Below are 22,910 nucleotides of genomic sequence, written 5' to 3'. Positions count from 1 at the left end.
CCGCATCAGCCAGCGGCTCCTGGCCCTGGCCGCCGGGATCTGGCACAACTGGGCCCTCGGCCTCACAGCCAAACGATCACTGATCGCCTATGACCACTGACAATCTTCAAGGAATCATTCATCTAGGTGAGGTGCGAAGACGTGCCGGGGCGTGCGGCGGCAGGGCTCAACCGATGTGGGTGATCCGCCGGTCGTCCGGAATTCCCCGAGGCGGCACGGTGCGGAGCAGCCACACGGGGTTCCCGACCGCGACCAGAGCGCCCGAGGCGTCTCGGATCTGCGGCCGCACATAGGCGCCATCGCCGACGGCCACGTCCAGTGGGTTGCGGCTGGCGCCCGATACCGCGGGCACGGACACGGCGGCGTGTGAGGGGGAGAGATCGGCGAGCCCGGCATAGTCCACGGTGCCGACGATGATGTCGAGGTGATAGCCGGCCGGCAGATCGGTGGCGGTCACCTCCATCGGCACCGAGGCGTCGTCGCACACGGCGACGCCACCCATCGCGGGCTTCCCCCAGGCGAGCACGTCCAGCTCGCCCCGCCAGCGCGCCGGATCGCAGAACCACGCACGCCCCGCCCGCAGTGCTCCAGTCAGGTCGGCGACCCCCGTCGACGGCGCCCACACATACGTGAGCCAGTTGTTCTTCTGATGCAGCCAGTCGGTCCCCTCGTGATCGTCGGTGACGCCGACACCGGTGAAGAAGACAGCGTTGCGTGCCGCGATGTCGAAGACGTCGAGCAGGTTCTCCACCGGCTCGCGCCCGATCTCCACCAGATCGGCGCCGAGGTTGTCTCGCTCGATCATCAACGCCGCCAGCGACTCGGGGGTCTCGATGTCGAGCGGATGGTTCCACTGCACCAGGCCGCCGTGACGGTGGATGAACTCGACCATGTCGATTGTGCGTTCGACGTCGTTGTCTCGATACGGCGGTACCGGCAGCGGTGGCAGCGTGAGCTCGCCACCGAACCAGTTCAGATGCCGGACGAGCGAGATTTCGAAGGCCTCATAGCCGGCGACGCCGGGGTACGCCCCGGCGTATCTGGCGAGGACGTCCCGTCGAAGCCGGACGCCGGCCGGGCCGACTCCGCGCCCGCGGTCGAACCGGAGACGGTCGACGACGAAGCGCACCCGTTCGCCCTCGTCGACCCGGACGCCGATCCGGAGCTGGTGCAGCGAATTGTCCTCGGCCACCAGGTCCGGCCAGATCCGGGCGATGTCGTCGACCGGCCGCAGCGTCGTTCGTTGCCATCGCCGTGGCACGACCGGGACCCGCACGATGCCGAGCAGCCCTTCCGCACGGTGCTCCGCCTGTTCCGCGCCGCCGAAGCGGTACTCGAGCCGGTACTGGCCGGCGGGCCGCCCTGCGCGGGCCGGATGGTGCGACGACTCGATCTGCAGGACGAGCGCGGTCCCGGTCGCCACCTCCTCCGGCAGTATGTCGAGCTCGAGCGTGGTGTCGGCAAGGCTAGTGCTGTATGTCCAGTTGAACGCGGTGCCTCGCTGCCACAGCTCGCCCCCGCCGGGTCCACCGATGACGGTCAGGCGCAGCGCCGATCCGTCCTCGTCCTGCGTGCGCGGTTCGGTGACGTATTCAGCGCTCGCCGCACTGAGCTCGCCGGAACGTTCCTCGGTCCAGGCCCATTCCAACTCGCCTTCGGCCTCAACGGGACCATCGAAGCGGACCGCCCGGCGGTACTGGTGGGCGGCCACCCGGAAGTCGTGATCGGTCCACCAGATCACATCGACGCCGTGCCGGCTGGCTTGCTCCAGGTGCGATTCGTAACTGGCGGTGCCTTCGCTGAACGACGCGTGGACGTGCATGGCCATGGCGATTGCTCTCGGAGAGTTCAACGGATGGTCATCTCCTGCTCGAAAGGTGGACGTTGATCCCTCATCGGGGCGGGGGTAGCTTCAGCGTAGCCGATTTACTTCGAATCGAAGGTAACTCTCCGATCGACATAGCGCGAAGGAATGTGGAGCACACCATGACTGGTCGTCACGGACTGACGAGACGCCGCCTGCTCGCATCCGGCATCGGGTTGGGCGCCGTCGCCGCTACACCCGTCCTCTTCGGCTGCAGCTCTCGCGAGCCGATCGAACCCGACGCCGCCAAGGGGTCTGAGGCGCCCGGCCTGGCCGAGCGGGTCGACGCGGGGGAGTTGCCGCCGGTGGGTCAACGGCTCCCTACGCAGCCACTGGTCGTCGAACCGGTCGACCGGGTCGGTGCCTACGGCGGCATCTGGCGCAGCGTGATCGGCCGGACCGAGTACTCCTACCTCTACGCCATGCTGGGCTACGAGAATCTGGTCTCGTGGACGCCCGGCTGGTCGGGAGCCGTCGGAACGTCGGAGATCACGCCGAACGTCGCCGAGAGCTATGAGATCAGCGACGACGGCACGGAGTTCACGTTCCGGCTGCGCGAGGGGATGAAGTGGTCGGACGGTGAACCGTTCACCGCCGGCGATGTGCAGTTCGCCGTCGAGGACGTGATGTTCGACACCGAGCTCTTCCCGTCTCCGGGCAAGTCGGTGTTGTCACGCGGCAACCCGATCGAATTCCGACCGATCGACGAGCTCTCGTTCACCCTCGTCACCGCCCAGCCGGACGGCCTCTTCCTGCACCTGCTCGCGCATCCGCTGGGTCAGGTGTACACCAAATTCCCGCGGCACTACCTCGAGCGGTTCCATCCGAGGTACAACCCCGACGCCAAGCAGCTTGCGGCAGACGAGGGCTTCGAGAACTGGGTCGACTATTTCGAGAAGCTCAGCGGCCTGGTGTGGTTCACCGGGCAGAACGCCGACATCCCGACGCTGTGGCCGTGGCATTTCGTCACGACTCTGGACAGCCGGCAGGTCAAGCTCGAGCGCAACCCGTACTACTGGAAGGTCGACCCGGACGGCAGCCAGCTGCCGTACATCGACGAGGTCACGTACGACGTGCTCGACGACGCCGAGGCGATGCTGTCGAAGGCGCTCAACGGCGAAGTCAGCATGGAGGCCGGCCCTGATACCAGGTTCACGAACCCGGCGAACAAGCCCCTGCTGGCCAAGGAGCGCGAGGAGCACGACTTCGACTTCGTCGAGGTCACCGAGACCCGCATGAACATCATGTGCGTCTATCTGAATTTGACGCACAAGGACCCGGCAAAGCGCGAGATGTTCAACAACCTCGACTTCCGGATCGGCCTGTCGCACGCGATCAACCGGCAGGACATCATCGACGCGACCATGCAGCGGCAGGGAGAGCCGTACCAGGCGGCGCCGCTGCCGGACTCGGCGTTCTACGACGAGGAGTTCGCCACCCAATATCTCGAGTACGACGTCGACCTGGCCAATGACCATCTGGATGCGGCCTACCCGGACAAGAACGCCGACGGCGTCCGGCTCGGGCCGGACGGCGAGCCGATCAGCTTCGTCGTGGAGTTCGTGCCCGACATGCGACCGGAGTGGGCCGAGCAGCTGGAGATGATCCGGCGCTTCTGGCGCGAGGTCGGCGTGGACGTCGCGGTCCGCGACATGGACGACGTGCTGTTCGCCGAGCGGAAGGACAACAACGAACACGACGCATGCGTCTGGCACGGCGACGGTGGGCTCGACGTGTTGCAGCAGCCGAAGAACTATGTGGTGCAGGACGCCGGCTCCTACTACGCGGTGCCCTGGGGGATGTGGAACTCGACCGGCGGCGCCGAGGGCGAGGAGCCGCCGGAGAACACCTTGCGTCAGCTCCAGCTGCTCAAGGACATCTCCGCTTCCACCGACCCGGCGGAGCAGCAGCGGCTCGCCACGGAGATGCTGACCATCGCCAAGGAGCAGTTCCACGTCATTGGCATCGCCCGGGAGACGGCGAAGTACTTCATCGCGAAGAACGACTTCCGCAATGTGCCGCAACGGATGATCCAGGGGTGGACCTACCCGACACCGGGGCCGACCAGGCCCGAGCAGTACTACATCGGCTGAAAGCGCTGGTGAAGCTGGTTCGCCATGGGGAAATACGTGCTGCGCCGGATCGCGTACATGGCCCCCACCATGTTCGCGATCTCGGTGGTGTCGTTCGTGATCATCCAGCTGCCGCCGGGGGACTACCTGACTCAGCTGGCGAGCGGGCTGCGCGAACGCGGTGAGCCCGCGGACCAGGCGTATCTCGATGCGCTGAGCGCCCGCTACGGGCTGGATGAGCCCATGCCGGTGCAGTACCTGCAATGGATGAAAGGGATACTCTTCCACGGCGACTTCGGCATGTCCTTCGAATGGAACCAGCCGGTGTCCGCGCTGCTGGCCGACACGCTTCCGTTCACGATCGCACTGACGCTGGGCACGCTGCTGTTCACCTGGATCGTGGCGTTTCCGATCGGCATCTACTCCGCGGTCCGGCAGTATTCACTCGGTGACTACGTCGCGACCACGGTGGGTTTCATCGGGCTCGCGATCCCGAATTTCCTGCTGGCGCTGGTCCTCGTCTACCTCTCGAGAATGTTGTTCGGCGGCTCCTTCGTCGGGGTCTTCTCCTCTGAGTACGCCCATGCGCCGTGGTCGGTCGGAAGGTTCCTCGATCTGCTGTCGCATCTGTGGATACCGGTGATCGTGCTCGGCACGGCCGGCACCGCCGGCCTGATCCGCATCCTGCGCGCGAACCTGCTCGACGAGTTACGCAGGCCGTACGTCGTGGCCGGACGTGCGCGGGGCATGGGTGAACGCCGCCTGCTGATCCGTTACCCGCTGCGCATCGCGCTGAACCCGTTCGTGTCGACGATCGGCTGGGTGCTCCCGATGCTGGTGTCCGGCGAGGTGGTGGTCGGCACGGTGCTGGCGCTGCCGACGACCGGCCCGTTGCTCTTGGGCGCCCTGCGATCACAGGACATGTACCTCGCCGGATCGATCATTCTCATCGTCAGCGTGCTGACGGTGATCGGCACCCTGCTGTCCGACCTCGTTCTCGCCTGGCTTGATCCCCGAGTCCGGCATCAGTACCGGTGACGGGAGCATCCGCGATGACCCAACCCCACCTGGCGCGGCATTCGGCGTCGCCATGGCGGCTCGTGTGGTGGCGTTTCCGTCGGCACCGGCTGGCGATGGCCGGCGCGGTCGTGCTGGCTGTGGCCTACCTCGTCGCGCTGTTCGCCGAGTTCGTCGCGCCCTACTCCACCGAACACCAACAGGTGGACCACGGCGGTGCGCCGCCCCAGACGGTGAAGGTGGTGGACACGAGCTCGGGTGGCTGGGACTGGGGGCTCTATGTCAACGGCTACACCGACCACGTCGACGAGGAGACCCTGGAGATCACCTACGAGGTCGACCACGAGCAGAGGATCCCGCTACGATTCTTCGCCGAGGGGGAGCCGTACAAGCTGTTCGGGTTGTTCGAGACCGACCGGCATCTGATCGGTCCGGCCGATCCCGACGGCCCGCCGGTGTTCTTCCTCGGAGCGACCGTCAATGGGTACGACCTGTTCTCCCGCATCGTGCACGGTTCCCGCGTGTCGCTGACGATCGGTCTGGTCGGCGTGGCGGCCTCGTTTCTGATCGGTGTCGTGCTCGGCGGGATCTCCGGATACTTCGGCGGCTGGGTCGACACCGCCATCCAGCGCCTGATCGAGTTCTTCATGTCCATCCCGACGCTGCCGCTGTGGCTCGGCCTGGCCGCCGCGGTGCCGACGGACTGGGGCCCCATGCAGCGCTATTTCACCATCACGGTGATCCTGTCCGTGATCGCGTGGACAGACCTGGCCCGCGTGGTCCGTGGCCGGTTCATGGCACTGCGTGAAGAGGACTTCGTCACCGCGACGGCGCTGGACGGCGTCGGACGTCCGCGGCTCATCTTCGCGCACATGCTGCCGTCGTTCACCAGTCACTTGATCGCCTCAGCGACGCTGGCGATCCCGGCGATGATCCTCGCGGAGACCGCGCTGTCCTTCCTGGGCCTGGGGTTGCGGGCGCCGGCCGTGAGCTGGGGCACGCTGCTGGAAGAGGCACAGAACTTCGCCACCTTGGAGGCCGCACCCTGGCTGTTGCTGCCCGGTGCGGCGGTCGTGGTGATCGTGTTGTCATTCAACTTCGTCGGCGACGGTCTGCGTGACGCCGCCGACCCCTACAAGTCATGAGGCCAGGCCATGAGTGAGGAACCGATGTCATCTGCGGCGGGGGCAGTGCTGGCCATCGAGGATCTGCGGACGCACTTCCATACCCGCGATGGCGTCGTCAAGGCCGTCGACGGGGTCGACCTGGAGGTATCGGCCGGCACGACCCTGTGCGTGGTAGGGGAGTCCGGATGTGGGAAATCGATGATGGCACGATCGGTGCTCGGATTGATCGAGCCACCGGGCCGGGTGCAGAGCGGCGCGATCTGGTGGCAGCCCGATCGCGGACGAGAAGGCACGAACCTCGCCACCCTCGACCCACACGGAGAGCGGCTCCGGCGGGTCCGTGGTGCGGAGATCGGCATGGTCTTCCAGGAGCCGATCGCTGCGCTCTCGCCGATGTACACGGTCGGGGCGCAACTCGTCGAGGCGATCCGGCTGCATACCGACCTCAGCATGGGTGAGGCGAAGGATCGTGCGATCGCGGAGTTGACCAGAGTCGGCATCCCGCGGCCGGAGAAGCGATTCGACGCCTACCCGTTCCAGCTTTCGGGTGGCATGTGCCAGCGCGTGATGATCGCGATCGCATTGTGCTGCGATCCCGCGCTGTTGATCGCCGACGAGCCCACGACGGCCCTGGATGTGACGACCCAGGCCCGGATCCTCGACCTCCTCGGCGAGCTGCAGGAACAGACCGGAATGGCCGTCATGTTCATCACCCACGACATGGGCGTGGTCGCCGAGATCGCCGACGAGGTCGCGGTGATGTACCTGGGCCGGATCGTCGAACGTGCCTGCGTCGATGACATCTTCGCCAGTCCCGCACACCCGTATACGCAGGCACTGCTCGAGTCGATCCCGTCGATCGACGGCCACCGGAAGAGCCGGCTGGCGGCGATCGAGGGCCTGGTTCCGCATCCGAGTGATCGACCGGCGGGCTGTCCGTTCCATCCGCGCTGTCGCGCGGCGTTGCCCGGTCTGTGCGACGTCGAGATGCCGGACCGACACCAGCTGGGACCTGATCGGCTGGCCGCGTGTCACCTGTACGCCCCGTCGGTACGAGAGAACGGCCCGCTGGCCACGGGACGCGCGGAGCCGGTCGAAGCTGTATCGCCGACACGGCCCGGTTCGGCCGTACCACGGAAGAAGCCCGGATCCGTCCCGGGGCAGGCTCCGGGGCCGCGGGAGACGACGACTGCGGACGTGGATTCGGACGTGCGCGCGGACGCCGACGTCGAGCCGTTGCTGACGGTCCGGGACGTACGTGTGCATTTCCCGGTCAAGCACGGCCTGTTGCGCCGTGCCGCCTGGGAAGTCAAGGCCGTGGCGGGGGTGAGCCTGGAGATCATGCCAGGTGAGACGCTCGGCCTGGTGGGGGAGTCCGGGTGCGGAAAGTCCACACTGGGGCGGGCGATCGTGCGGGCCTTGGAACCGACCGAGGGGGCGATCTGGTACCGAGACGGCGAGACCGGACCGGTCGACCTGGCGAGGCTGCGCGGCCGGGAGCTGCAGCCGTACCGGGGCAAGGTCAGGATGATCTTCCAGGATCCGTTCGGCTCGCTCAACCCCAGGAAGACCCTGTTGCAGATCATCGGCGAGCCACTGCGCAGGCTGCCGGATGGCGTTCGCCCCGATTCGAGTCTGCCGGATCGGGTGGCCGAGATGCTGCGCGCGGTCGGGTTGCGGCCGGAGTACATGTGGCGATATCCGCACGCCTTCTCTGGCGGGGAGCGACAGCGGATCAACATCGCCCGGGCACTCATCACGCAGCCGCGGCTGGTGATCGCCGACGAGGCGGTCTCCGCCCTCGACGTATCGATCCGCGCCCAGATCCTCAACCTGCTCGGTGACCTGCAAGCCGAGATGGATCTCACGTACCTGTTCATCTCGCATGACCTGTCGGTCGTGCAGCACGTCTGCGACCGGGTGGCCGTCATGCACCTGGGCAGCATCGTCGAGCAGGCCGGAACCGATCGCCTGTTCGCTGAACCGCGGCATCCCTATACCGCGGCCCTCCTGTCGGCCGTACCGGTCCCGGACCCGCGCCGTCGGGGCGGCGATGGTCGGATCCGGCTCGACGGTGAGCTGCCGGATTCATCGGACCCGCCCGCAGGGTGTGGGTTCCACGTGCGCTGCCCCTACCGGCGGGAAGAGCGGTGCATGTCCGAGGTTCCGTCATTGGTATCCGCATCCGGCGATCACGGGGTCGCATGTCACCACGCCGACGAGCTTGACCTGCAGCGACCGTCCAGCGCGGAGCCGCGTGCGCGAGTTTCCACCGGGAGGGACGACGGGCTCGTTCCTTCGGCAGAGAGATAAACCCGGCTGAGGAGAGGTTTCGGCAATGATCAGACGACGATTCGTGGCCACCGTCGTGGCTCTGCTGACAGGAGCGACGATGATGGTGGTCGCCGGGCCGGCCGCGGTGGCCGGATCCGGCGAAGAGCGGTTCCCCTACGTCGGGGCATTCGCCGGTGATGACCCGCCGGACGACTACGACCGGCAGTTGTGGTGGGACAAGGCACAGGAGGACATCGGACACGGCAGGCTCACCTATCGCCGTGTGTTCGATCCCACCATTCCGGCGGTGGGTGAGGAGGACTGGCGCAAGACGGACGCGCCGTGCAACTTCTACTCGGTCAAGCCGCCGGACAAGGACGTCCAAGGCTACATCGACGGATTGTACGACGACCGGCTGCGGGCGCTGGTCGAAGCGCTGCCGCCGTGCACGGTGTTCACCGTGTACCACGAGCCCGAGGACAACATGTCCGGGCAGACCTTCTATCAGTTGATGAGCAAGACGGTCGATGTCGTCAAGAGTGTGCGGCCCGATATCGAGGTCTGGTATGTCGCAATGGCCTATCAGTGGATGACCAACTCCAAGGGCAACGTCGCGACGAACGACGGATGGCTCGACGCGGCGAAGATCGCCGACGGCGTCGGCATCGACGTCTACGCGCCGCGCTGGTATTACCGCTCGATGGAGGAGGACGAGGGCTTCTGGCGGTGGTGGAATCTGATCAAGGTGCCGTCCGGCAAGAAGTGGGGCGTGAGCGAACGTGGCATCAGCGCGGATTATGGCGAGAACGCCCGGGCCTCGATGCTGCGAGACGACTGGAGGTTCTCGGTCCGGATGGGCGCCGAGATGTTCCTCTACTGGCACACCAACATCGGCATGGACGAGGAATGGTGGTTGCTCGGCAAGAGGGAGCGGCAGGTCTATCAGAACATGGCGGCGCAGGGCCGCAAGGTCGGCTGACGCGCACGCCTTCGTCGCGGCGGATCGTGAAGCGAACGACATTGTGGTCGCTATCACCACCACAATGCATGCTTCTTCGATGACAGTGGCGGGTCCGCGCGCATGGGGAGAAACACACCTATCCGCGCGGACCCGTGGAGCGTCAGGTGCCGATCTGCCGGCCCTCGTCGGCCATGGTCCGGTGGTACGCCTGCTCGGCCGGGCCGAGCAGCAGCCAGTCGCCGCCGCGGTCGGACTGCCAGTAGAGGAAGAACTTCGACTCGTTCGCCTTGGCGAACTCCCAGTCCTGGCTCAGCATGTCCCGCCGAGCGGATTCCCCTGCATGCCCGCTGATGCCGCGTTCGATGACGCCCCACGGTCGCCCCGACGGCTCAGCGATCAGGTTCCGCCAGCGCTGGTAGCCGCCATCGTCCTCGATCGCCGTGAAATCCCAATCGGGGGCGTAGACGTCGATGCCGACGCCGTCGGCGAGCCGGGCCGCGTCGATCCATCCGTCGTTGGTGCCGACGTTGCCCTTGGAGTTGGTCTGCCACTGGTAGGCCATCGCGACGTACCACACCTGCACGTACCGCGGCCGCTCGTCGTTGACGACGTCGTACAACCGGCGGAACATCTGGTAGAACGTCTGCCCGGACATGTTGTCCTCGGGCTCGTGATACATCGTGAACTTCGTGCCGTTCGGCAGGTCGCGCACGAGCGCTCGCAGCCTGTCGTCGTACCGACCGTCGATGAATCCCTGGATGTCGTTACCCGGCGGCTTGACCGAGTAGAAGTGCGCAGGCGCGTCCGCATCGCGCCAGGCTTCGCCGCCGGGGGACGGGATGGTCGAGTCGAACGCACGACGATAGGTCAGTTTGCCACCGCCCAGGTCGCGCTGGGCCTTGTCCCACTCCTCCTGCGGATCGTACGCGCCGGCCCGGCCGGCCGCGCAGCCGACGTACGGCGGCAGCGTCGTTGCGTGCGCCGCGATCCCGCCGCGTAGGTGCGGGGCGGTGGCGACCGCTCCGGCCGCGCCGAGCATAGAGACGATGGCTGTTCTGCGGGTGAGTTCTCTGGCCACGATGGTGCCTCCCTGGGCGGATGCGGGTTGCGGTGGATTCTGCTCCGCGTAGCTATATACCTAGTCACCACAATTTTCTTGGTCAAGAAGGTATTATGTGAACAATGCGTGACATCGTGCCGGAGCCCCTGCTAGCCCTCCAGTTGAACAGGGATGATTGACTCCGACGAGCACGCGTGGACCCAGCGGGCGAGGGATGATGCATGAGTGGTGAGCCAGTCCTCGTGACGGGGGCGGCCGGCCGTCTCGGATCGGCGGTGGTGCGGAGACTCCACGGGCACGGAAGGCCGGTGCTCGCCACCGATCGCGCGCCCCGCCCGCCGGATGTTCCCGAAGCCGTGCCGTGGCGGCCGAGCGAACTCGGCGACCCTGCCACGGTGGCGGCACTCATCGCGGGCGGAGACGTCGGTGCAGTCATCCACCTCGCGGCGATCCCCGGACCACAATGGCATCCTGCGCACACGGTGTTCACCGCCAACACCGCCGCGACCTTCGCCGTACTGGCGGCAGCGGCGGAAGCGGCGGTCCGGCGGGTGGTGGTGGCCTCCAGTTGCTCGGCCTACGGCTTCTTCTGGGCGCGGCACGATCGATCACCGCTGTACGCCCCGATCGACGAGGAACACCCGTTGCTCGCCGAGGATCCGTACGCGCTGAGCAAGCAGACCGACGAGGCCATCGCGGCGATGTTCCATCGCTCGCATGCCCTCGCCGTGGCTCTGCTCCGGCTACCGGCCGTCACAACACCGGAATACCTCGCGCAGCTGGCCGCGGAGATCGCCGCCGATCCGGCGGAAGGCGCACGCGGGCTCTGGAGCTACCTTCATGTCGACGACGCGGCCGAAGCCTTCGTCGCCGCCTTGGATGCCCCGGGCATCGGGCTGGAGGCGTGCAACGTGGCCGCCGTCGACAGTTTGAGCGACATCCCGACCGAGGAACTGCTGCGTGCTTACCATCCGACGACGCAGATCCGGCGGTCGATCGGCGGCATGGACTCAGTCTGGGACATCTCCAAGGCGGCACGCGTGCTGAGATGGAGGCCTCAGCACTCCTGGCGCGACGACGATCATGGTTGAACTGCCCGGTCCGTGCCTGCGAGGCGCGGCTCATAGGCGACCGGGTCGCGGAAATAGCGGTCCAGGAACAGCGCGGCCGTCGAGACCGAGAGCAGATCTCCCGGAAACGGAAACAAGCTCACGCGTTCGGCGGCGGCACGCCCGCCGAGGGCCAAGCGCCTGGTCGTGGCCCGCACCACGTCGAGGTAGCCGGGGGCGTGCGTGGCGTTTCCGGACAGCACCACTGCGCTCGGATCCAGAAAATCCGACAACACGGCTACCGCTTGACCCACCCACTCGGCGCGGCGATCCAGCAGCCGTCGGACGCCGGGTTCGTCCGCCCGGTCGAGAAGATCGTCGAAGCTCGCTCGCTCCGAGACCACGCCCTCGGCCTGTCCGATGGCCAGCAGCCCGACGTTGCTCGCGACCGCCTGGAAACAGTCGCTGCGCCCGCATTCGCACAACGGACCGGCGACGCCATGGACGGGGAGGTGGGTGATCTGGCCCGCCCGGCCGGCTTCGCCGCGGTAGAGCTCCTGTCGCACAGCGAGCGCGCTACCCACCACGTTGCCGACGAAGAGGTTGAGCACGTGCTGGATCTCTTCACCATGCCGGTAGGCGAGATGAGCCAGCGCTACCCCGCGCACGATGTCGTCGTACTCGACCGGAAGGTCCAGCCGGCGCGCGACGTAGTCCCGCACGGCGACATTCCGCCATGGGAGCACCGGATGGTCGAGCAGCGTCCCGTTGCGGTGATCGATGGTGCCGCTGGTGCTGACACCCGCGCCGACGACCGTGCGACCGCTACTGTTGCGAAGTCGCCGCATGGTGGCGACGGCAGCACGGAGCACATGATCCGGGTCGGTATCGGTATGTGTCACGGTGATGTCGGTGATCACGTTGCCGCGCATGTCCACCAGCCCGGCGGTGCTGCGAGTGACGCCGATGTGCACGGTCAGCACCGCGCGTGCGTGCATGTCCAGATCGAGGGGCGCCTGCGGACGGCCTGCGCGCCGCATGCCGAGCACGCCGGGCGCGCCCGTCGGTGGGTGCTCGCCGGTGCCGGCCGGGGACGCCTCGACAAGGGCGCCCGCCTCGACGAGTTGTGCGGTCAGCTTGGTGACCGTGCCCGATGAGATTCCGGTCCGCCGCACGATACCCACGCGGGCGAGCGGACCATGCGTCCGGACGACTCGCATGATGGTCGCGAGGTTCTGCGAGCGCATGTCCGAGGGCAGCGCGGCTCGAGCGTTCAGGACGTCCTCCGGTCGCGGAATGGTGCTGGACTCCATGGCGTATATTAATTTCCCGACGAAGATTATAGAAACACGCTGCGGTCGCCCGTGGCTAGGAGGTACGGCTTGTCGGCTGGCACCAGCACGAGTGACGATGCCGCCATCGTGAGCGTGGCGTGTGTCTCGCACGATGTGACCTGGCGAACCTCATGGGACACCGTGCGTGTGCGGACGGCCGACGGCTCGGCCGGGATCGGTGAGCTGTCGGACGCCGGTACGAGGGAACTGTCCGACCGTTACGCTGCGGAGCTGTCGGACGTCGTCGTCGGGCACTCGGCGGAGGAGGCGCTGGCCGTCGTCGGCGCGGAGTCGCACCGACTGAGCGAGAACCGGGCTGGGCCGACGCAGGACCGCAGGCTGCGCCTGACCGTGCTCGGTGGTTTCGAGGCAGCCCTGTGTGACCTGGCCGCCACACGGAGCGGGATGGGGTTGCCGGAGTGGTACGGTCGCGCCGCCGCGCCGGAGTTCCCGTGCTACGCCAACCTCAACCGGGCCTTGCACAAGCGCACGCCGGACGAGTTCGCCCGGATAGCGAAACTGGCAGTGGCCGAGGGATTCACGGCCGTGAAGTGCGCGCCGTTCGACTTCCTGGTCGGATCCAAGCGTGTCCAACTGGGCCTGCGGCTTGCCGCCGCGGTCCGCGAGACGATCGGGGACGATATCGAGCTCAGGCTCGACCTGCATGGGCACGTACCGGTGGGCGAGATACTCGCGGCCGAGCGTGCCTTCGCAGAACTTCGGCCGGCCTGGATCGAGGATCCCACCGGGATCGCGGACCTCGAGGGGATGCGGGCGGTCCGCGAGACCCTGGGGGTGCCGATCGCCGGCGGAGAGTTCGTCGCGTCGAAGGCAGAGCTCGAGCCCGCGCTCTCCGCGGGTGTCCTCGACGTCGTGATGCCGGACGTCAAGCACGCCGGAGGGCCACGCCGCGCTCTGGAGCTGGCCAGGTTCGCGACGTCGGCGGGCGCACAGGTGTCGTTGCACAACCCGACCGGGCCCGTATCGACCGCGCATAGTCTCGCGGTCAGCTGGCAGATCGACGGCTGCGGGCCGCTCGAGCTCGCCATCGGCGAGCACGAGGGGCGTGCCACGGTGGTATCCCCGGCCGAGCAGGTCCGCAGCGGGATGATCCGGCCCTGCTGCGATGGGGCCGGCCTGGGAGTAGACCTGTCGGCCCGACGCCTGCCTATGGAGGCCGGTCCGGAGCCGAGGATAGAGTTCATCGGGTGACGATCACGGTGCCCGACGAACGGATCGCCGTCGTGGTCGGCGCCGCACGAGGCATAGGCGCCGCGGTCGCCGTCGAACTCAGCCGGCATGGCCGCACCGTGGTCGGCGTCGACGTGCACCCCGAGATGAGCTCGGCCGTGGCGGTGCCCGTCGTGGGCGACGCCGCTGACCCCGGAACACGGGCCGCCGCGTTCGACGCCGTCGCCGACCTTCCGGGCCGGCTGGACGCGCTCGTCTATCTGGCGTTCGTCCAGGAGAGAACGCCGATCGCCGATGCCGGCCGGACGGTCGAACTGTGGCGGCGGACCTCAGAGGTGATCGTGGCGGGGGCCCTCGGGTGGGCCGGTGAGTTCGCGGAGCACGCGAGTGGTCCAGCCTCGATCGTGCTCGTTTCGTCGGTTCACGCCCACCGGGTCGCCCCCGAGGAGTCGGCTTACGCCGCGGCCAAGGCCGCCCTGGAGTCGCTGTGCCGGTCACTGGCGGTGGAGCTGGGCGGGTCGGGAATCCGCTGCAACGCGGTGGCTCCCGGCTTCATCGCGGTCGAGCGGAACCGGCCGAGCTGGGAGTCCGAGCGCACGACCGGAGAGTCGCGGCGCAACCCATTGGGCAGATTGGGGCAGCCGGAGGACGTGGCCCGGGTCGTGACCTTTCTGGCGAGCGAAGACGCCGGTTTCGTCAACGGGACCTGCCTGGTTGTCGACGGCGGATGGTCAGCGCGGCTGTCTTGAGCCCGGCAGGTTCGACGCGTGGCTGTGGCGGATCCAACGCTACTCCTCGGCACAGGCAACATAGAAAGGCGGCAGATCCAATACGGAGATGCGGCAGGTCCAATATAGAGAGACGGCAGATCCAACGTCGCGCGCTGGCGATCTCCTATCTCACGTGGCACTATGGCCAGCGTGAACACGGACGATGTTTCCTTAGGGCGGTTGGTGCCGAGGCGCGCCTCGGCAGCGGTCGAAGAGGCGCTTTCGGATACGCGGGTTGTCGTGATCAATGGTGCGCGGCAGAGTGGGAAGAGTACGCTGGCTCGACAGTTGATCATGGGACGGCCCGATGCGTTGGAACGTCGCTTGGACCGTCAGATCGTCCGGCAGGCCGCCATCGGTGATCCGGCGACCTTCATCCAGCATGACGGCTTGTTGCTGATCGACGAGGTCCAGCGTGTGCCGGAGCTACTGCTGGAGATCAAGGACGCCGTCGATCTGGATCCACGACCGGGACGGTATCTTCTCACCGGCTCCGCTCGCATTCTCGGCTTGCGCGATCTCCCTGACGCGCTGCCTGGTCGGATGGAGGTGGTGACCTTATGGCCGTTCAGTCAGGGAGAGATATGCGGTACTCCAGACGCTTTCGTCGACGCCGTCTTCGCGCGAGGCGCTGACATGAGCATCGACTCGGATCTGGCCAAGGGGGACTACGCCGAGCTCGTGGCACGCGGCGGCTACCCGGAAGCCGTCGCCCGTATTGATCCACGCCGCCGCGGACGTTTCTTCTCGACCTACGTCGACAATCTCATTGATCGAGATATCCGAGAGCTGACCGACATCGAGTACGCCTCACAGGCACGTCGGCTGCTCCGGTTGCTCGCTGCCCGCACGGGCCAGTTGCTCGTGATGGGCACCCTCGCCAGTGAGCTCGGCCTCGCCCAGCCCACGATCCGTCGCTACATCGATCTTCTCGAGCAGGTGTACTTGGTCAGCCGCACGCCAGCCTGGTCGAGTAACCTCACCACGCGAGCGGTGGCAACACCGAAGGTTCTCATGACGGACTCCGGCCTGGCCAGCCACCTGCTGCGACAGAGCCCCGATCGATTGATGGAACCCGACAGCGCCTTCGGACCGCTGCTTGAGGCCTTCGTCACCATGGAGATCACCAAGCAACTCACCTGGTCTCAGGAGCCGGCTGAGCTGTTCCATTTCCGTACGCGTGACAAGCTCGAGGTGGACATTGTGCTGGAGAACCCAGACGGTCAGGTGGTGGGTATCGAGGTCAAAGCCGGTGCCACCGTCCGTGGCGATGACTTCCGCGGCTTGCGATACCTGTCCGAAAGGCTCGGCGACCGGCTGGTCGCGGGCATCGTCATGCACACAGGTTCGCAGACGCTCCCGTTTGGGCCGAAACTGCGCGCGATGCCGATCAGCGCGCTTTGGACGGCTCAACCGTAGTCGACTCTACGCCAACCATGCGCGGCCCGGTTTCGGCTGAACCGGAGGTCTGGTGATCCGCGACCACCAGCGCCTCGTACGGCCGGCCATGCGTTGCGTCACTCGTCGCCGGTCTGCGGCGTCTGCGGCGCCCTGCGACCCGCTGTCGTTTGCCGGACGGATGCCAGGCGATGCTCCCGGATCACGAGGATCGTGACCGCGACGATGAACGCTGCGAGACCTGCCCAGATCATGGGTTGGGTCACATTGAGGCCGGCTCCTTCCGCGCCGGGCGTGCGGCCGCCGTCGCGCCCGCTGGCGGCCACGAGCAGCAGCACGACGATCGTCGCGGCCGCGGCGCCGCGTCCGGCCAGGCGGCCGAGCGCGTCGAGCGGCCGCGGCCTCGGTGGGTGTGCCGGAGTGACGAGCCGCAGGAGCAGCAGGGCGGCGACCGGCAGTTGGAGCAGCCATATGGTCGTGCGGAACCATCCGTCGAACCACACGTTCGTGCCGTACAGCAGCGTGTGCCAGACGCTGAGGACGTAGACGACGATGACGGATGCGTGCAGCACGCGCCACACCTTGGCTCCGATGCTGCGCCGCGCATAGAAGGCGAGGCCGAGCGGAATCGCCAGATACAGGGCGAGCAGGCCGATCAGTATCGCGATCTGCCCGGTTCCGGACGAGTAGCCGCCCGGAACGAAGACGTCGATGAACGCGCTCCAGACGCGCCCGGCCGGGCCGAGCCCGGCTTCGTTCTCGCGCACGAGCTCGGCGAAGAACCAGAAGGCGTGGGCGAACATCAAGGCGATCGTGGTCAGGCTGGTTGTCCGACGCCACTTCTCGATCCGCATGGCCGACACGGGCAGGCCTGCTGCCCCGCGAGTGGTCCGGAGCAGTCCGAGCAGGACGGTGATCCACGCCCACAACAATGCCGACCATCCGAAGGCCTGGCACATCCAGTACATCCAGTACAGGCCGGCGTCCGCGAGGAATGGCATCACTTGCAGCGTGGCGGACGTGCCGGCGTCGATGCGCCGGTAGAACCAGGCGAAGATCAGCAGCGTGATGACGAGGGCGGCGGTGGCGTCATAGGCGGCCGCGCGGATGTCCGAACGGAATGCGGACAGGTCGAACCATCGGCGTCTGCGGCGCTGCTCGACAGGCACCATCGACCTCCCTTTGCTCGCCACATGACGATCTTTGCCACGTGAGATGACAAAGTAATGACGTCCACATGGTCCCGGCCAGCGAGTGATCACGATCCGGACAGGCGTGCGACCTTCAGGCCGTGCTGACCGCCCGAATGACCTGGTGGACCGTCCGTCGGCGATGATCGCGGTGCCGTGGACATCTTGCACGGCGTGAGCGGCCCGCCGCGGCAACTCATACAGGTTTCGGCGCCAAGTATGCGAGTACTGGTCTAGACAAACGCTGTTTCGCCGCCAACTGTCGTTAGTTTGAAACACATCGGCAAACTTATGTTGACGGCAATACAAAAGTCCCTTTACCGTGCCTTGCCAAGGAGAGGACGATCTTCGACCTCTCCGCACCCGGTGCGCGCCCGGTGACCACCGAACGGGAGGGCTCATAGTGGACAAGCACCTTCGTAACGGGGAGCGACGGCAGGTTTCGCGCCGTTCGATGCTGGCGGGAACGGTGATCGGAATGGCCACTCCGATCGTCGCGTCCAGCGCGAACGCGGCCCCAGCCGCATCATCCTCAGAGCGGGGAGACTCCGGATCCGGCACGGTGCGCCGGATCACCATGTACGCCGAGGAATTGCCCGGCAATCAGATCGGATACGGCCTGGAACCCGGGCAGGCCACCATCCCCGGCCCGACTCTAGAGATGTGGGAAGGGGACACGCTCGAGATCGAACTGGTGAACACCACGAATCAACGGCTGTCCATCCATCCGCACGGCGTCGAGTACGACGTCGATTCGGACGGCAGTCCGCTCAACGGCTCGTTCAACGAACCAGGGGAGACGCGCACATACGTGTGGAGCACACGTGCGCCGATCCATGGCAAAGGTCGCCGGTGGCTCCCCGGCAGCGCAGGTTACTGGCACTACCACGACCACGCCATGGGCGGCGGGCACGGCTCCCTCGGCCTCCGGCGTGGCCTCTACGGGGCGCTCGTCGTGCGCCGGCGGGGTGACCTCGAACCGGACCGGCAGTTCACCGTGGTGTTCAACGGCATGACCGTCAACAACAAGGTCGCGCCGGAAGCGCCGCTGTTCGAGGCCAATCTCGGCGAGCTCGTCGAGTTCATCTGCATCGGACACGGTGACTTCTTCCATACCTTCCACCTGCATGCCCACCGCTGGGCGGACAACCGCACCGGAATGCTGGAGGGGCCGAACGACCCCACGCCGGTCGTCGACAACAAGGACCTCAACCCGGGCAGCTCGTTCGGTTTCCAAGTGATCGCCGGCGACGGCGTCGGACCCGGTGCCTGGATGTATCACTGCCACGTCCAGTTCCACTCGGACGACGGCATGGCAGGCATCTTCCTGGTGCGCAACGAGGACGGCAGCCTTCCCGATGGGGCGCAGGAAGCACTTGACCGGTACTACGGCCACGACCACGGCGGCGGCCACGACCATGACGGCCACGCAGCTCACAGCCACGACGACGTGAAGGAGGAGTGATGGCTCGCAACAGCCTCTCGCGCTCGGCCCCTCACGGGGGACCGATATCCACATCATGGCGGCGCGCCATGGCTCTCACCACCAGCGCGATACTCGCGCTCGGCTTGGCGGCCGTTCCCGCACTGGGGGAGCCGAAGGAACCAGGGCAGCCCGAGCCGTCACCGGCGTCGACTCAGCCGGCGGCACCGGCATCGTCGTCCGCGGCGTCGGCGGAAGGATCGGCGGCACGCGCACAAGCGGCACAACAGGCATCGGGGGCCGTGGACGTGCTCGTCTTTCACGGTGCACCGGATGATCAGGATGATCCGGTCCAGGAAGCCGTCCGCGCCATCGAGCAGCTGGGGGAGGAGCACGGTTTCGGTGTCGAGCAGACCGACGATCCCGCTGCCTTCTCCGCCCAGAACCTGGCCGGCTACCGGGGCGTGGTGTTCTTGTCCGCGGAGGGTGCGGAACTCACCGGCGCCCAGGAGGACGCGCTCGAAGGCTACATCCAGGCCGGCGGCGGATTCCTCGGCGTCGCCGACGCGGCCAAGGCGCAGGAACGGTCCGAGTGGTTCACCGGCCTGATCGGAACCCGTCCGGTGGGTAGCCTCCCCGACCCCGAAGAGGTCGCGGAGGTGACGGCCAGCGCCAACAATCCGCCGAACGAGACCGAAGAGAATCTGATCGACGGCGACGTCAATACGAAGTGGCTCGCCTTCGAACCGACCGCGTGGATCGTGCTGCGGCTGGCGGAACCGGCCGCCGTGTCCCAGTACGCGCTCGCGTCCGCCAACGATTTCGCCGGCCGCGACCCGCAGGACTGGACGCTGCAGGGTTCCCCGGACGGTGAGAACTGGACCGATCTGGACAGCCGGAGCGGGGAGGATTTCCCGGAGCGCTTCCAGACCAAGGACTACCGGTTCGAGAACGACACCGAGTACGAGTACTACCGGCTGGACATCACCGCCAACGCCGGCGATCCCTTGACACAGCTCGCGGAGCTGCAGTTGTTCGCCGGCGACGCCACTGAGCCGCCACCGGAGATCGAGCCGCAGGAGGCGACGGTCAGCGTCGTCGACCGTCAGCACCCGGCGACGCGCGATCTTCCGCTGACAGTGACCCGCACCGACAGGTGGCAGAACTGGTCGCCCAACCCGGTCGGTGAGGTGCACACCGTCGCCCAGGTGCAAGAGCACACCTACGAGCCGGGCGACGGCGCGAACGGCGCGTTCCACCCCGTCTCGTGGTGCCGCGACTACGACGGCGGCCGCTCGTTCTACACCGGTATGGGCGGAACGGCGGAGAGCTACGACGAGGAAGCCTTCCGCACCCACCTGCTCGGCGCGATCCAGTGGACCACCGGCATGGTGCGCGGGGACTGCCAGGCCACCATCGGTGACAACTACACCATCGAACGGTTGACCGCGAAGAACCAGCCCGGCGAGCTCGACCAGATCGGCGAGCCGCACGGCCTGGACATCGCCCCCGACGGGACGGTCTTCTACATCGGCAAGGCGGCGTGCCCGTCCGGCCCGATCCCGGACTGGGACGACGAGAACGTCGGTCTGGGCTGTGGAACCATCCACCAGTGGGATCCGGAGACCGAAGAGGTCACGCTGCTGACGACGCTCGACGTGTTCGGCAACCGCGGCAGCGGTGGTGAGCTGATCAAGAGCGAGGAAGGACTGGTCGGCATCACGCTCGACCCGGACTTCGGCGAGAACGGCTGGATCTACATCATGTGGATGCCGTACGAGTCGATCGACCTGGAGACCCGGATCGGGCAGCGTACGGTATCCCGGCTGACCTACGACTTCGAGACCGAGTCGATCGACCAGGAATCCCGGGTCGACCTGCTCGAATGGGACACCCAGATTCACAGCTGCTGCCACGCCGGCGGCGGGATGGACTTCGACGCGCAAGGAAACCTGTACATCGGCAGCGGCGACAGCAACTCGTCCCAGGGCTCGAACGGGTACTCCGGCAACAACTGGACGCAGGACTACCAGGGTGTCTCGTTCCAGGACGCCCGCCGCACGTCGGGCAACACCAACGACCTCAACGGCAAGATCCTGCGCATTCACCCCGAGGACGACGGCACCTACACGATCCCCGAAGGCAACCTCTTCCCGGCGGATGAATACCCGGCGGACAAGACCCGCCCGGAGATCTACGTCATGGGCGTGCGCAACATCTCCACGCTGAGCATCGATGCCGAACACGACTGGCTCAACGCCGCCTGGGTGGGCCCCGACGCCCCGTCGCCCAGCCCGGAGCTGGGACCGGCGAAGTACGAGACGGCGACCGTGATCACCTCCGCCGGGAACCAGGGCTGGCCGTACTGCATGGGGAACCGGCAGCCGTACCGCGACCGGAGCAACGAGGACGCGTCGATCCTCACCGGTTGGTACGACTGCGACAATCTGAAGAACGAGTCGCCGCGCAACACCGGACTGGTGGACATCCCGGCGGCCAGGGACAACATGATCTGGTACGCGCCTGACGGCGGCGGCCCGGTCTTCCCGGAGCGTGCGGACGGCAGTGGCGTGCCCACCTACGAGGCGGATGACGCCGTCTACACGCAGCCGTACCTGCGGGGTGGCTGCCAGGCGATCATGTCCGGCCCGACATATCACCAGTCGCAGATCGATTCCGACAGTGGGGTCGCGTGGCCGGGCTACTGGGAGGACAAGTGGTTCATCGGTGACGAGTGCAACCAGAACAACAGCGTCGCGGTGACCCTCGACCCGGACGGCATCGAGGAGCAGAGCCCGCCGCTGTTCGCGGAGAGCCTGCGTTCGATCATTCGCGGCGGGGTCGGAGACGACCGGTTGCAGCAGTGGATGATGGACTCGAAGTTCGGCCCCGACGGCGCGCTCTACATGCTCGACTACGGCGGCGGCTTCTTCAGCCTCACCGACAACCAGAAGCTGATCCGGGTCACCTACGACGGCGGACCGGCGACGCCGATGGCCACGGCATCCGCGACGGCGGTGCAGAACAAGCCGCTCACCATCGCCTTCACCGGCCTGCGCTCCGGCGGCGTGGCGTACGAGTGGGACTTCGGGGACGGCAACGGCTCGGACGAGGCCAACCCGAGGCACACCTACGACGCACCGGGTACCTACACGGCGACGCTGACGGTGACCTACGCCGACGGCGAGACGGACACCACCACGACCGAGGTCACCGTGGAGTGCGCGGTGCCGGACACCCGCGACACCGTCTGGCTGCGGGACACCGACACCGGTGTGCCCAACCACGACGTCGCCGGCGGGTGCAGCGTCAACGACCTGATCGACGACGAGAGCGACTGGGAGAGCCACGGCGCGTTCGTCCGGCACGTCAACGACGTCGGTACCAATCTCCAGCAGGACGGCGTCATCAGCGGCCGGGAGAAGTCGCAGCTGAGCCGGGCGGCGGCGAAGTCGGAGATCGGCAAGCCGGGAAGCACGGGTTACGCAGCCATCTTCGATGGCACGGCCGAGTCGCTGCTCGGCTGGACGCAGGCTCCGGGAGGCCACTTCGAGCTCCAGGACGACGGAACTCTGCTCTCCCGGGGCGGCCTGGGCATGCTGTGGTATTCGGCCGAGGAGTTCGGCGACTTCTCCGTGCGTCTGCAGTTCCGGGACGTCTCGCCGGAGGGGTTCCGGGCCAACAGCGGCGTGTTCGTCCGGTTCCCGGACCCGCGCACACCGCTCGAGGAGCGCCCCGAGTGTGGCCAGACCGGCTCCGCGGCGAACTCGCAGGCATGGGTCGCGATCTACTGCGGTCACGAGGTGCAGATCTACGACGGCGAGTCGGGCGAGCCGCAGAAGACGGGGTCGATCTACAACTTCGACCCGGTCGGTCTCGACGACGCCGGTGCGACCCCGAAGGGGGAGTGGAACGACTACGAGATCCGTGTGGTCGGCCAGCAGTACACGATCATCCGCAACGGTGAGGTGATCAACGAGTTCGACAACTCGCCCGGTCAGGAGTCGTCGCGTGCCGGGGACCCGCCGACCGATCTACGCCAGTTCGCCAGCGGCTTCATCGGGTTGCAGAACCACGGCAACAACGACCTGATCGAGTTCCGCAACATCCGGGTGCGCGAACTGTAGTCACGTGGCCGGGCGGCGCGGGGCGACAAAGCCCCGCCCACCGGCCCCGGGCC

The 22,910-nt window shown here is 67.0% G+C and carries 15 protein-coding genes and 1 pseudogene; 12 read left to right on the top strand and 4 right to left on the bottom strand.

Annotation, left to right across the window (positions count from 1 at the left end; genetic code table 11):
• Window positions 1-100: pseudogene (locus G1H10_RS33565) on the top strand (IS982 family transposase); the annotation flags it as partial.
• Between the two features lie 66 nt (window positions 101-166).
• On the opposite strand, the gene G1H10_RS29945 reads toward G1H10_RS33565, so the two are convergent.
• The gene (locus G1H10_RS29945; RefSeq protein ID WP_163744897.1) at window positions 167-1,852 is read right to left on the bottom strand and encodes a CehA/McbA family metallohydrolase domain-containing protein; all 1,686 of its coding nucleotides are present in this window, start codon (window positions 1,850-1,852) and stop codon (window positions 167-169) included.
• Window positions 1,853-1,986: 134 nt separating this feature from the next.
• On the opposite strand from G1H10_RS29945, the gene G1H10_RS29940 reads away from it, so the two are divergent.
• From G1H10_RS29940 to G1H10_RS29920, 5 genes are read left to right on the top strand one after another with little or no spacing between them, the layout of a single operon-like run.
• Complete coding sequence (locus tag G1H10_RS29940; protein WP_163744895.1) at window positions 1,987-3,957, top strand: ABC transporter substrate-binding protein; 1,971 nt, start codon at window positions 1,987-1,989, stop codon at window positions 3,955-3,957.
• Window positions 3,958-3,981: 24 nt separating this feature from the next.
• Window positions 3,982-4,974, top strand: coding sequence for an ABC transporter permease (locus tag G1H10_RS29935; protein ID WP_163744894.1), 993 nt, complete (start codon window positions 3,982-3,984; stop codon window positions 4,972-4,974).
• Window positions 4,971-6,098: an ABC transporter permease gene (locus G1H10_RS29930; RefSeq protein ID WP_376778677.1), complete on the top strand. Its 1,128-nt coding sequence runs from the start codon at window positions 4,971-4,973 to the stop codon at window positions 6,096-6,098. Before G1H10_RS29935 ends, G1H10_RS29930 begins: the two co-directional genes overlap by 4 nt.
• 9 nt (window positions 6,099-6,107) lie before the next feature.
• A complete protein-coding gene (locus G1H10_RS29925; protein WP_174264789.1) occupies window positions 6,108-8,393 on the top strand; it encodes an ABC transporter ATP-binding protein in 2,286 nt (761 codons plus the stop codon).
• Window positions 8,394-8,418: 25 nt separating this feature from the next.
• A complete protein-coding gene (locus tag G1H10_RS29920) occupies window positions 8,419-9,333 on the top strand; it encodes a hypothetical protein (RefSeq protein WP_163744890.1) in 915 nt (304 codons plus the stop codon).
• 142 nt (window positions 9,334-9,475) lie between these two features.
• On the opposite strand, the gene G1H10_RS29915 is transcribed toward G1H10_RS29920, so the two are convergent.
• Window positions 9,476-10,393, bottom strand: a complete 918-nt coding sequence (locus G1H10_RS29915; protein ID WP_163744888.1) for a hypothetical protein — start codon at window positions 10,391-10,393, stop codon at window positions 9,476-9,478.
• Window positions 10,394-10,596: 203 nt separating this feature from the next.
• Between G1H10_RS29915 and G1H10_RS29910 the strand changes: the two genes are divergently transcribed.
• Window positions 10,597-11,466: an NAD-dependent epimerase/dehydratase family protein gene (locus G1H10_RS29910; protein WP_163744886.1), complete on the top strand. Its 870-nt coding sequence runs from the start codon at window positions 10,597-10,599 to the stop codon at window positions 11,464-11,466.
• On the opposite strand, the gene G1H10_RS29905 is transcribed toward G1H10_RS29910, so the two are convergent.
• Window positions 11,457-12,737 carry an ROK family protein gene (locus G1H10_RS29905; protein WP_163744884.1) on the bottom strand — a complete coding sequence of 427 codons (1,281 nt, stop codon included), beginning with the start codon at window positions 12,735-12,737 and terminating at the stop codon, window positions 11,457-11,459. The genes G1H10_RS29910 and G1H10_RS29905 overlap by 10 nt on opposite strands.
• Before the next feature lie 69 nt (window positions 12,738-12,806).
• Here G1H10_RS29905 and G1H10_RS29900 point away from each other — a divergent pair, with 69 nt between their 5' ends.
• The 3 genes from G1H10_RS29900 to G1H10_RS29890 all read left to right on the top strand — a co-directional run bounded on the left by G1H10_RS29900 (window position 12,807) and on the right by G1H10_RS29890 (window position 16,138).
• A complete protein-coding gene (locus G1H10_RS29900) occupies window positions 12,807-13,970 on the top strand; it encodes an enolase C-terminal domain-like protein (RefSeq protein WP_163744882.1) in 1,164 nt (387 codons plus the stop codon).
• The gene (locus G1H10_RS29895) at window positions 13,967-14,698 is read left to right on the top strand and encodes an SDR family NAD(P)-dependent oxidoreductase (protein ID WP_163744881.1); all 732 of its coding nucleotides are present in this window, start codon (window positions 13,967-13,969) and stop codon (window positions 14,696-14,698) included. The genes G1H10_RS29900 and G1H10_RS29895 overlap by 4 nt, the downstream gene beginning before the upstream one ends.
• A gap of 162 nt (window positions 14,699-14,860) precedes the next feature.
• Window positions 14,861-16,138, top strand: coding sequence for an ATP-binding protein (locus tag G1H10_RS29890; protein WP_163744879.1), 1,278 nt, complete (start codon window positions 14,861-14,863; stop codon window positions 16,136-16,138).
• A 98-nt stretch (window positions 16,139-16,236) separates the two neighbouring features.
• Here G1H10_RS29890 and G1H10_RS29885 read toward each other — a convergent pair whose 3' ends face one another.
• Window positions 16,237-17,289: a ferric reductase-like transmembrane domain-containing protein gene (locus G1H10_RS29885; RefSeq protein ID WP_163744877.1), complete on the bottom strand. Its 1,053-nt coding sequence runs from the start codon at window positions 17,287-17,289 to the stop codon at window positions 16,237-16,239.
• Window positions 17,290-17,761: 472 nt separating this feature from the next.
• Between G1H10_RS29885 and G1H10_RS29880 the strand changes: the two genes are divergently transcribed.
• Window positions 17,762-18,772 carry a multicopper oxidase domain-containing protein gene (locus tag G1H10_RS29880; RefSeq protein ID WP_163744905.1) on the top strand — a complete coding sequence of 337 codons (1,011 nt, stop codon included), beginning with the start codon at window positions 17,762-17,764 and terminating at the stop codon, window positions 18,770-18,772.
• Entirely contained in the window at window positions 18,772-22,857 is a 4,086-nt protein-coding gene (locus G1H10_RS29875) for a ThuA domain-containing protein (protein ID WP_376778676.1), read from the top strand. Before G1H10_RS29880 ends, G1H10_RS29875 begins: the two co-directional genes overlap by 1 nt.
• The last annotated feature ends 53 nt before the right edge of the window (window positions 22,858-22,910 follow it).

This window comes from Phytoactinopolyspora halotolerans, assembly GCF_010550675.1.
Taxonomy (GTDB): Bacteria; Actinomycetota; Actinomycetes; order Jiangellales; family Jiangellaceae; genus Phytoactinopolyspora; species Phytoactinopolyspora halotolerans.
The sequence above is the reverse complement of the archived record's forward strand: the minus strand, read 5'-3'. Positions and strand labels throughout refer to the sequence as shown.

Coding starts and splice junctions, on each gene's coding strand:
- G1H10_RS29940 (WP_163744895.1), top strand. CDS start 1,987: ATGACTGGTCGTCACGGACTGACGAGACGCCGCCTGCTCGCATCCGGC.
- G1H10_RS29935 (WP_163744894.1), top strand. CDS start 3,982: ATGGGGAAATACGTGCTGCGCCGGATCGCGTACATGGCCCCCACCATG.
- G1H10_RS29925 (WP_174264789.1), top strand. CDS start 6,108: ATGAGTGAGGAACCGATGTCATCTGCGGCGGGGGCAGTGCTGGCCATC.
- G1H10_RS29920 (WP_163744890.1), top strand. CDS start 8,419: ATGATCAGACGACGATTCGTGGCCACCGTCGTGGCTCTGCTGACAGGA.
- G1H10_RS29910 (WP_163744886.1), top strand. CDS start 10,597: ATGAGTGGTGAGCCAGTCCTCGTGACGGGGGCGGCCGGCCGTCTCGGA.
- G1H10_RS29905 (WP_163744884.1), bottom strand. CDS start 12,737: ATGGAGTCCAGCACCATTCCGCGACCGGAGGACGTCCTGAACGCTCGA.
- G1H10_RS29890 (WP_163744879.1), top strand. CDS start 14,861: ATGGCCAGCGTGAACACGGACGATGTTTCCTTAGGGCGGTTGGTGCCG.
- G1H10_RS29885 (WP_163744877.1), bottom strand. CDS start 17,289: ATGGTGCCTGTCGAGCAGCGCCGCAGACGCCGATGGTTCGACCTGTCC.
- G1H10_RS29880 (WP_163744905.1), top strand. CDS start 17,762: ATGCTGGCGGGAACGGTGATCGGAATGGCCACTCCGATCGTCGCGTCC.
- G1H10_RS29875 (WP_376778676.1), top strand. CDS start 18,772: ATGGCTCGCAACAGCCTCTCGCGCTCGGCCCCTCACGGGGGACCGATA.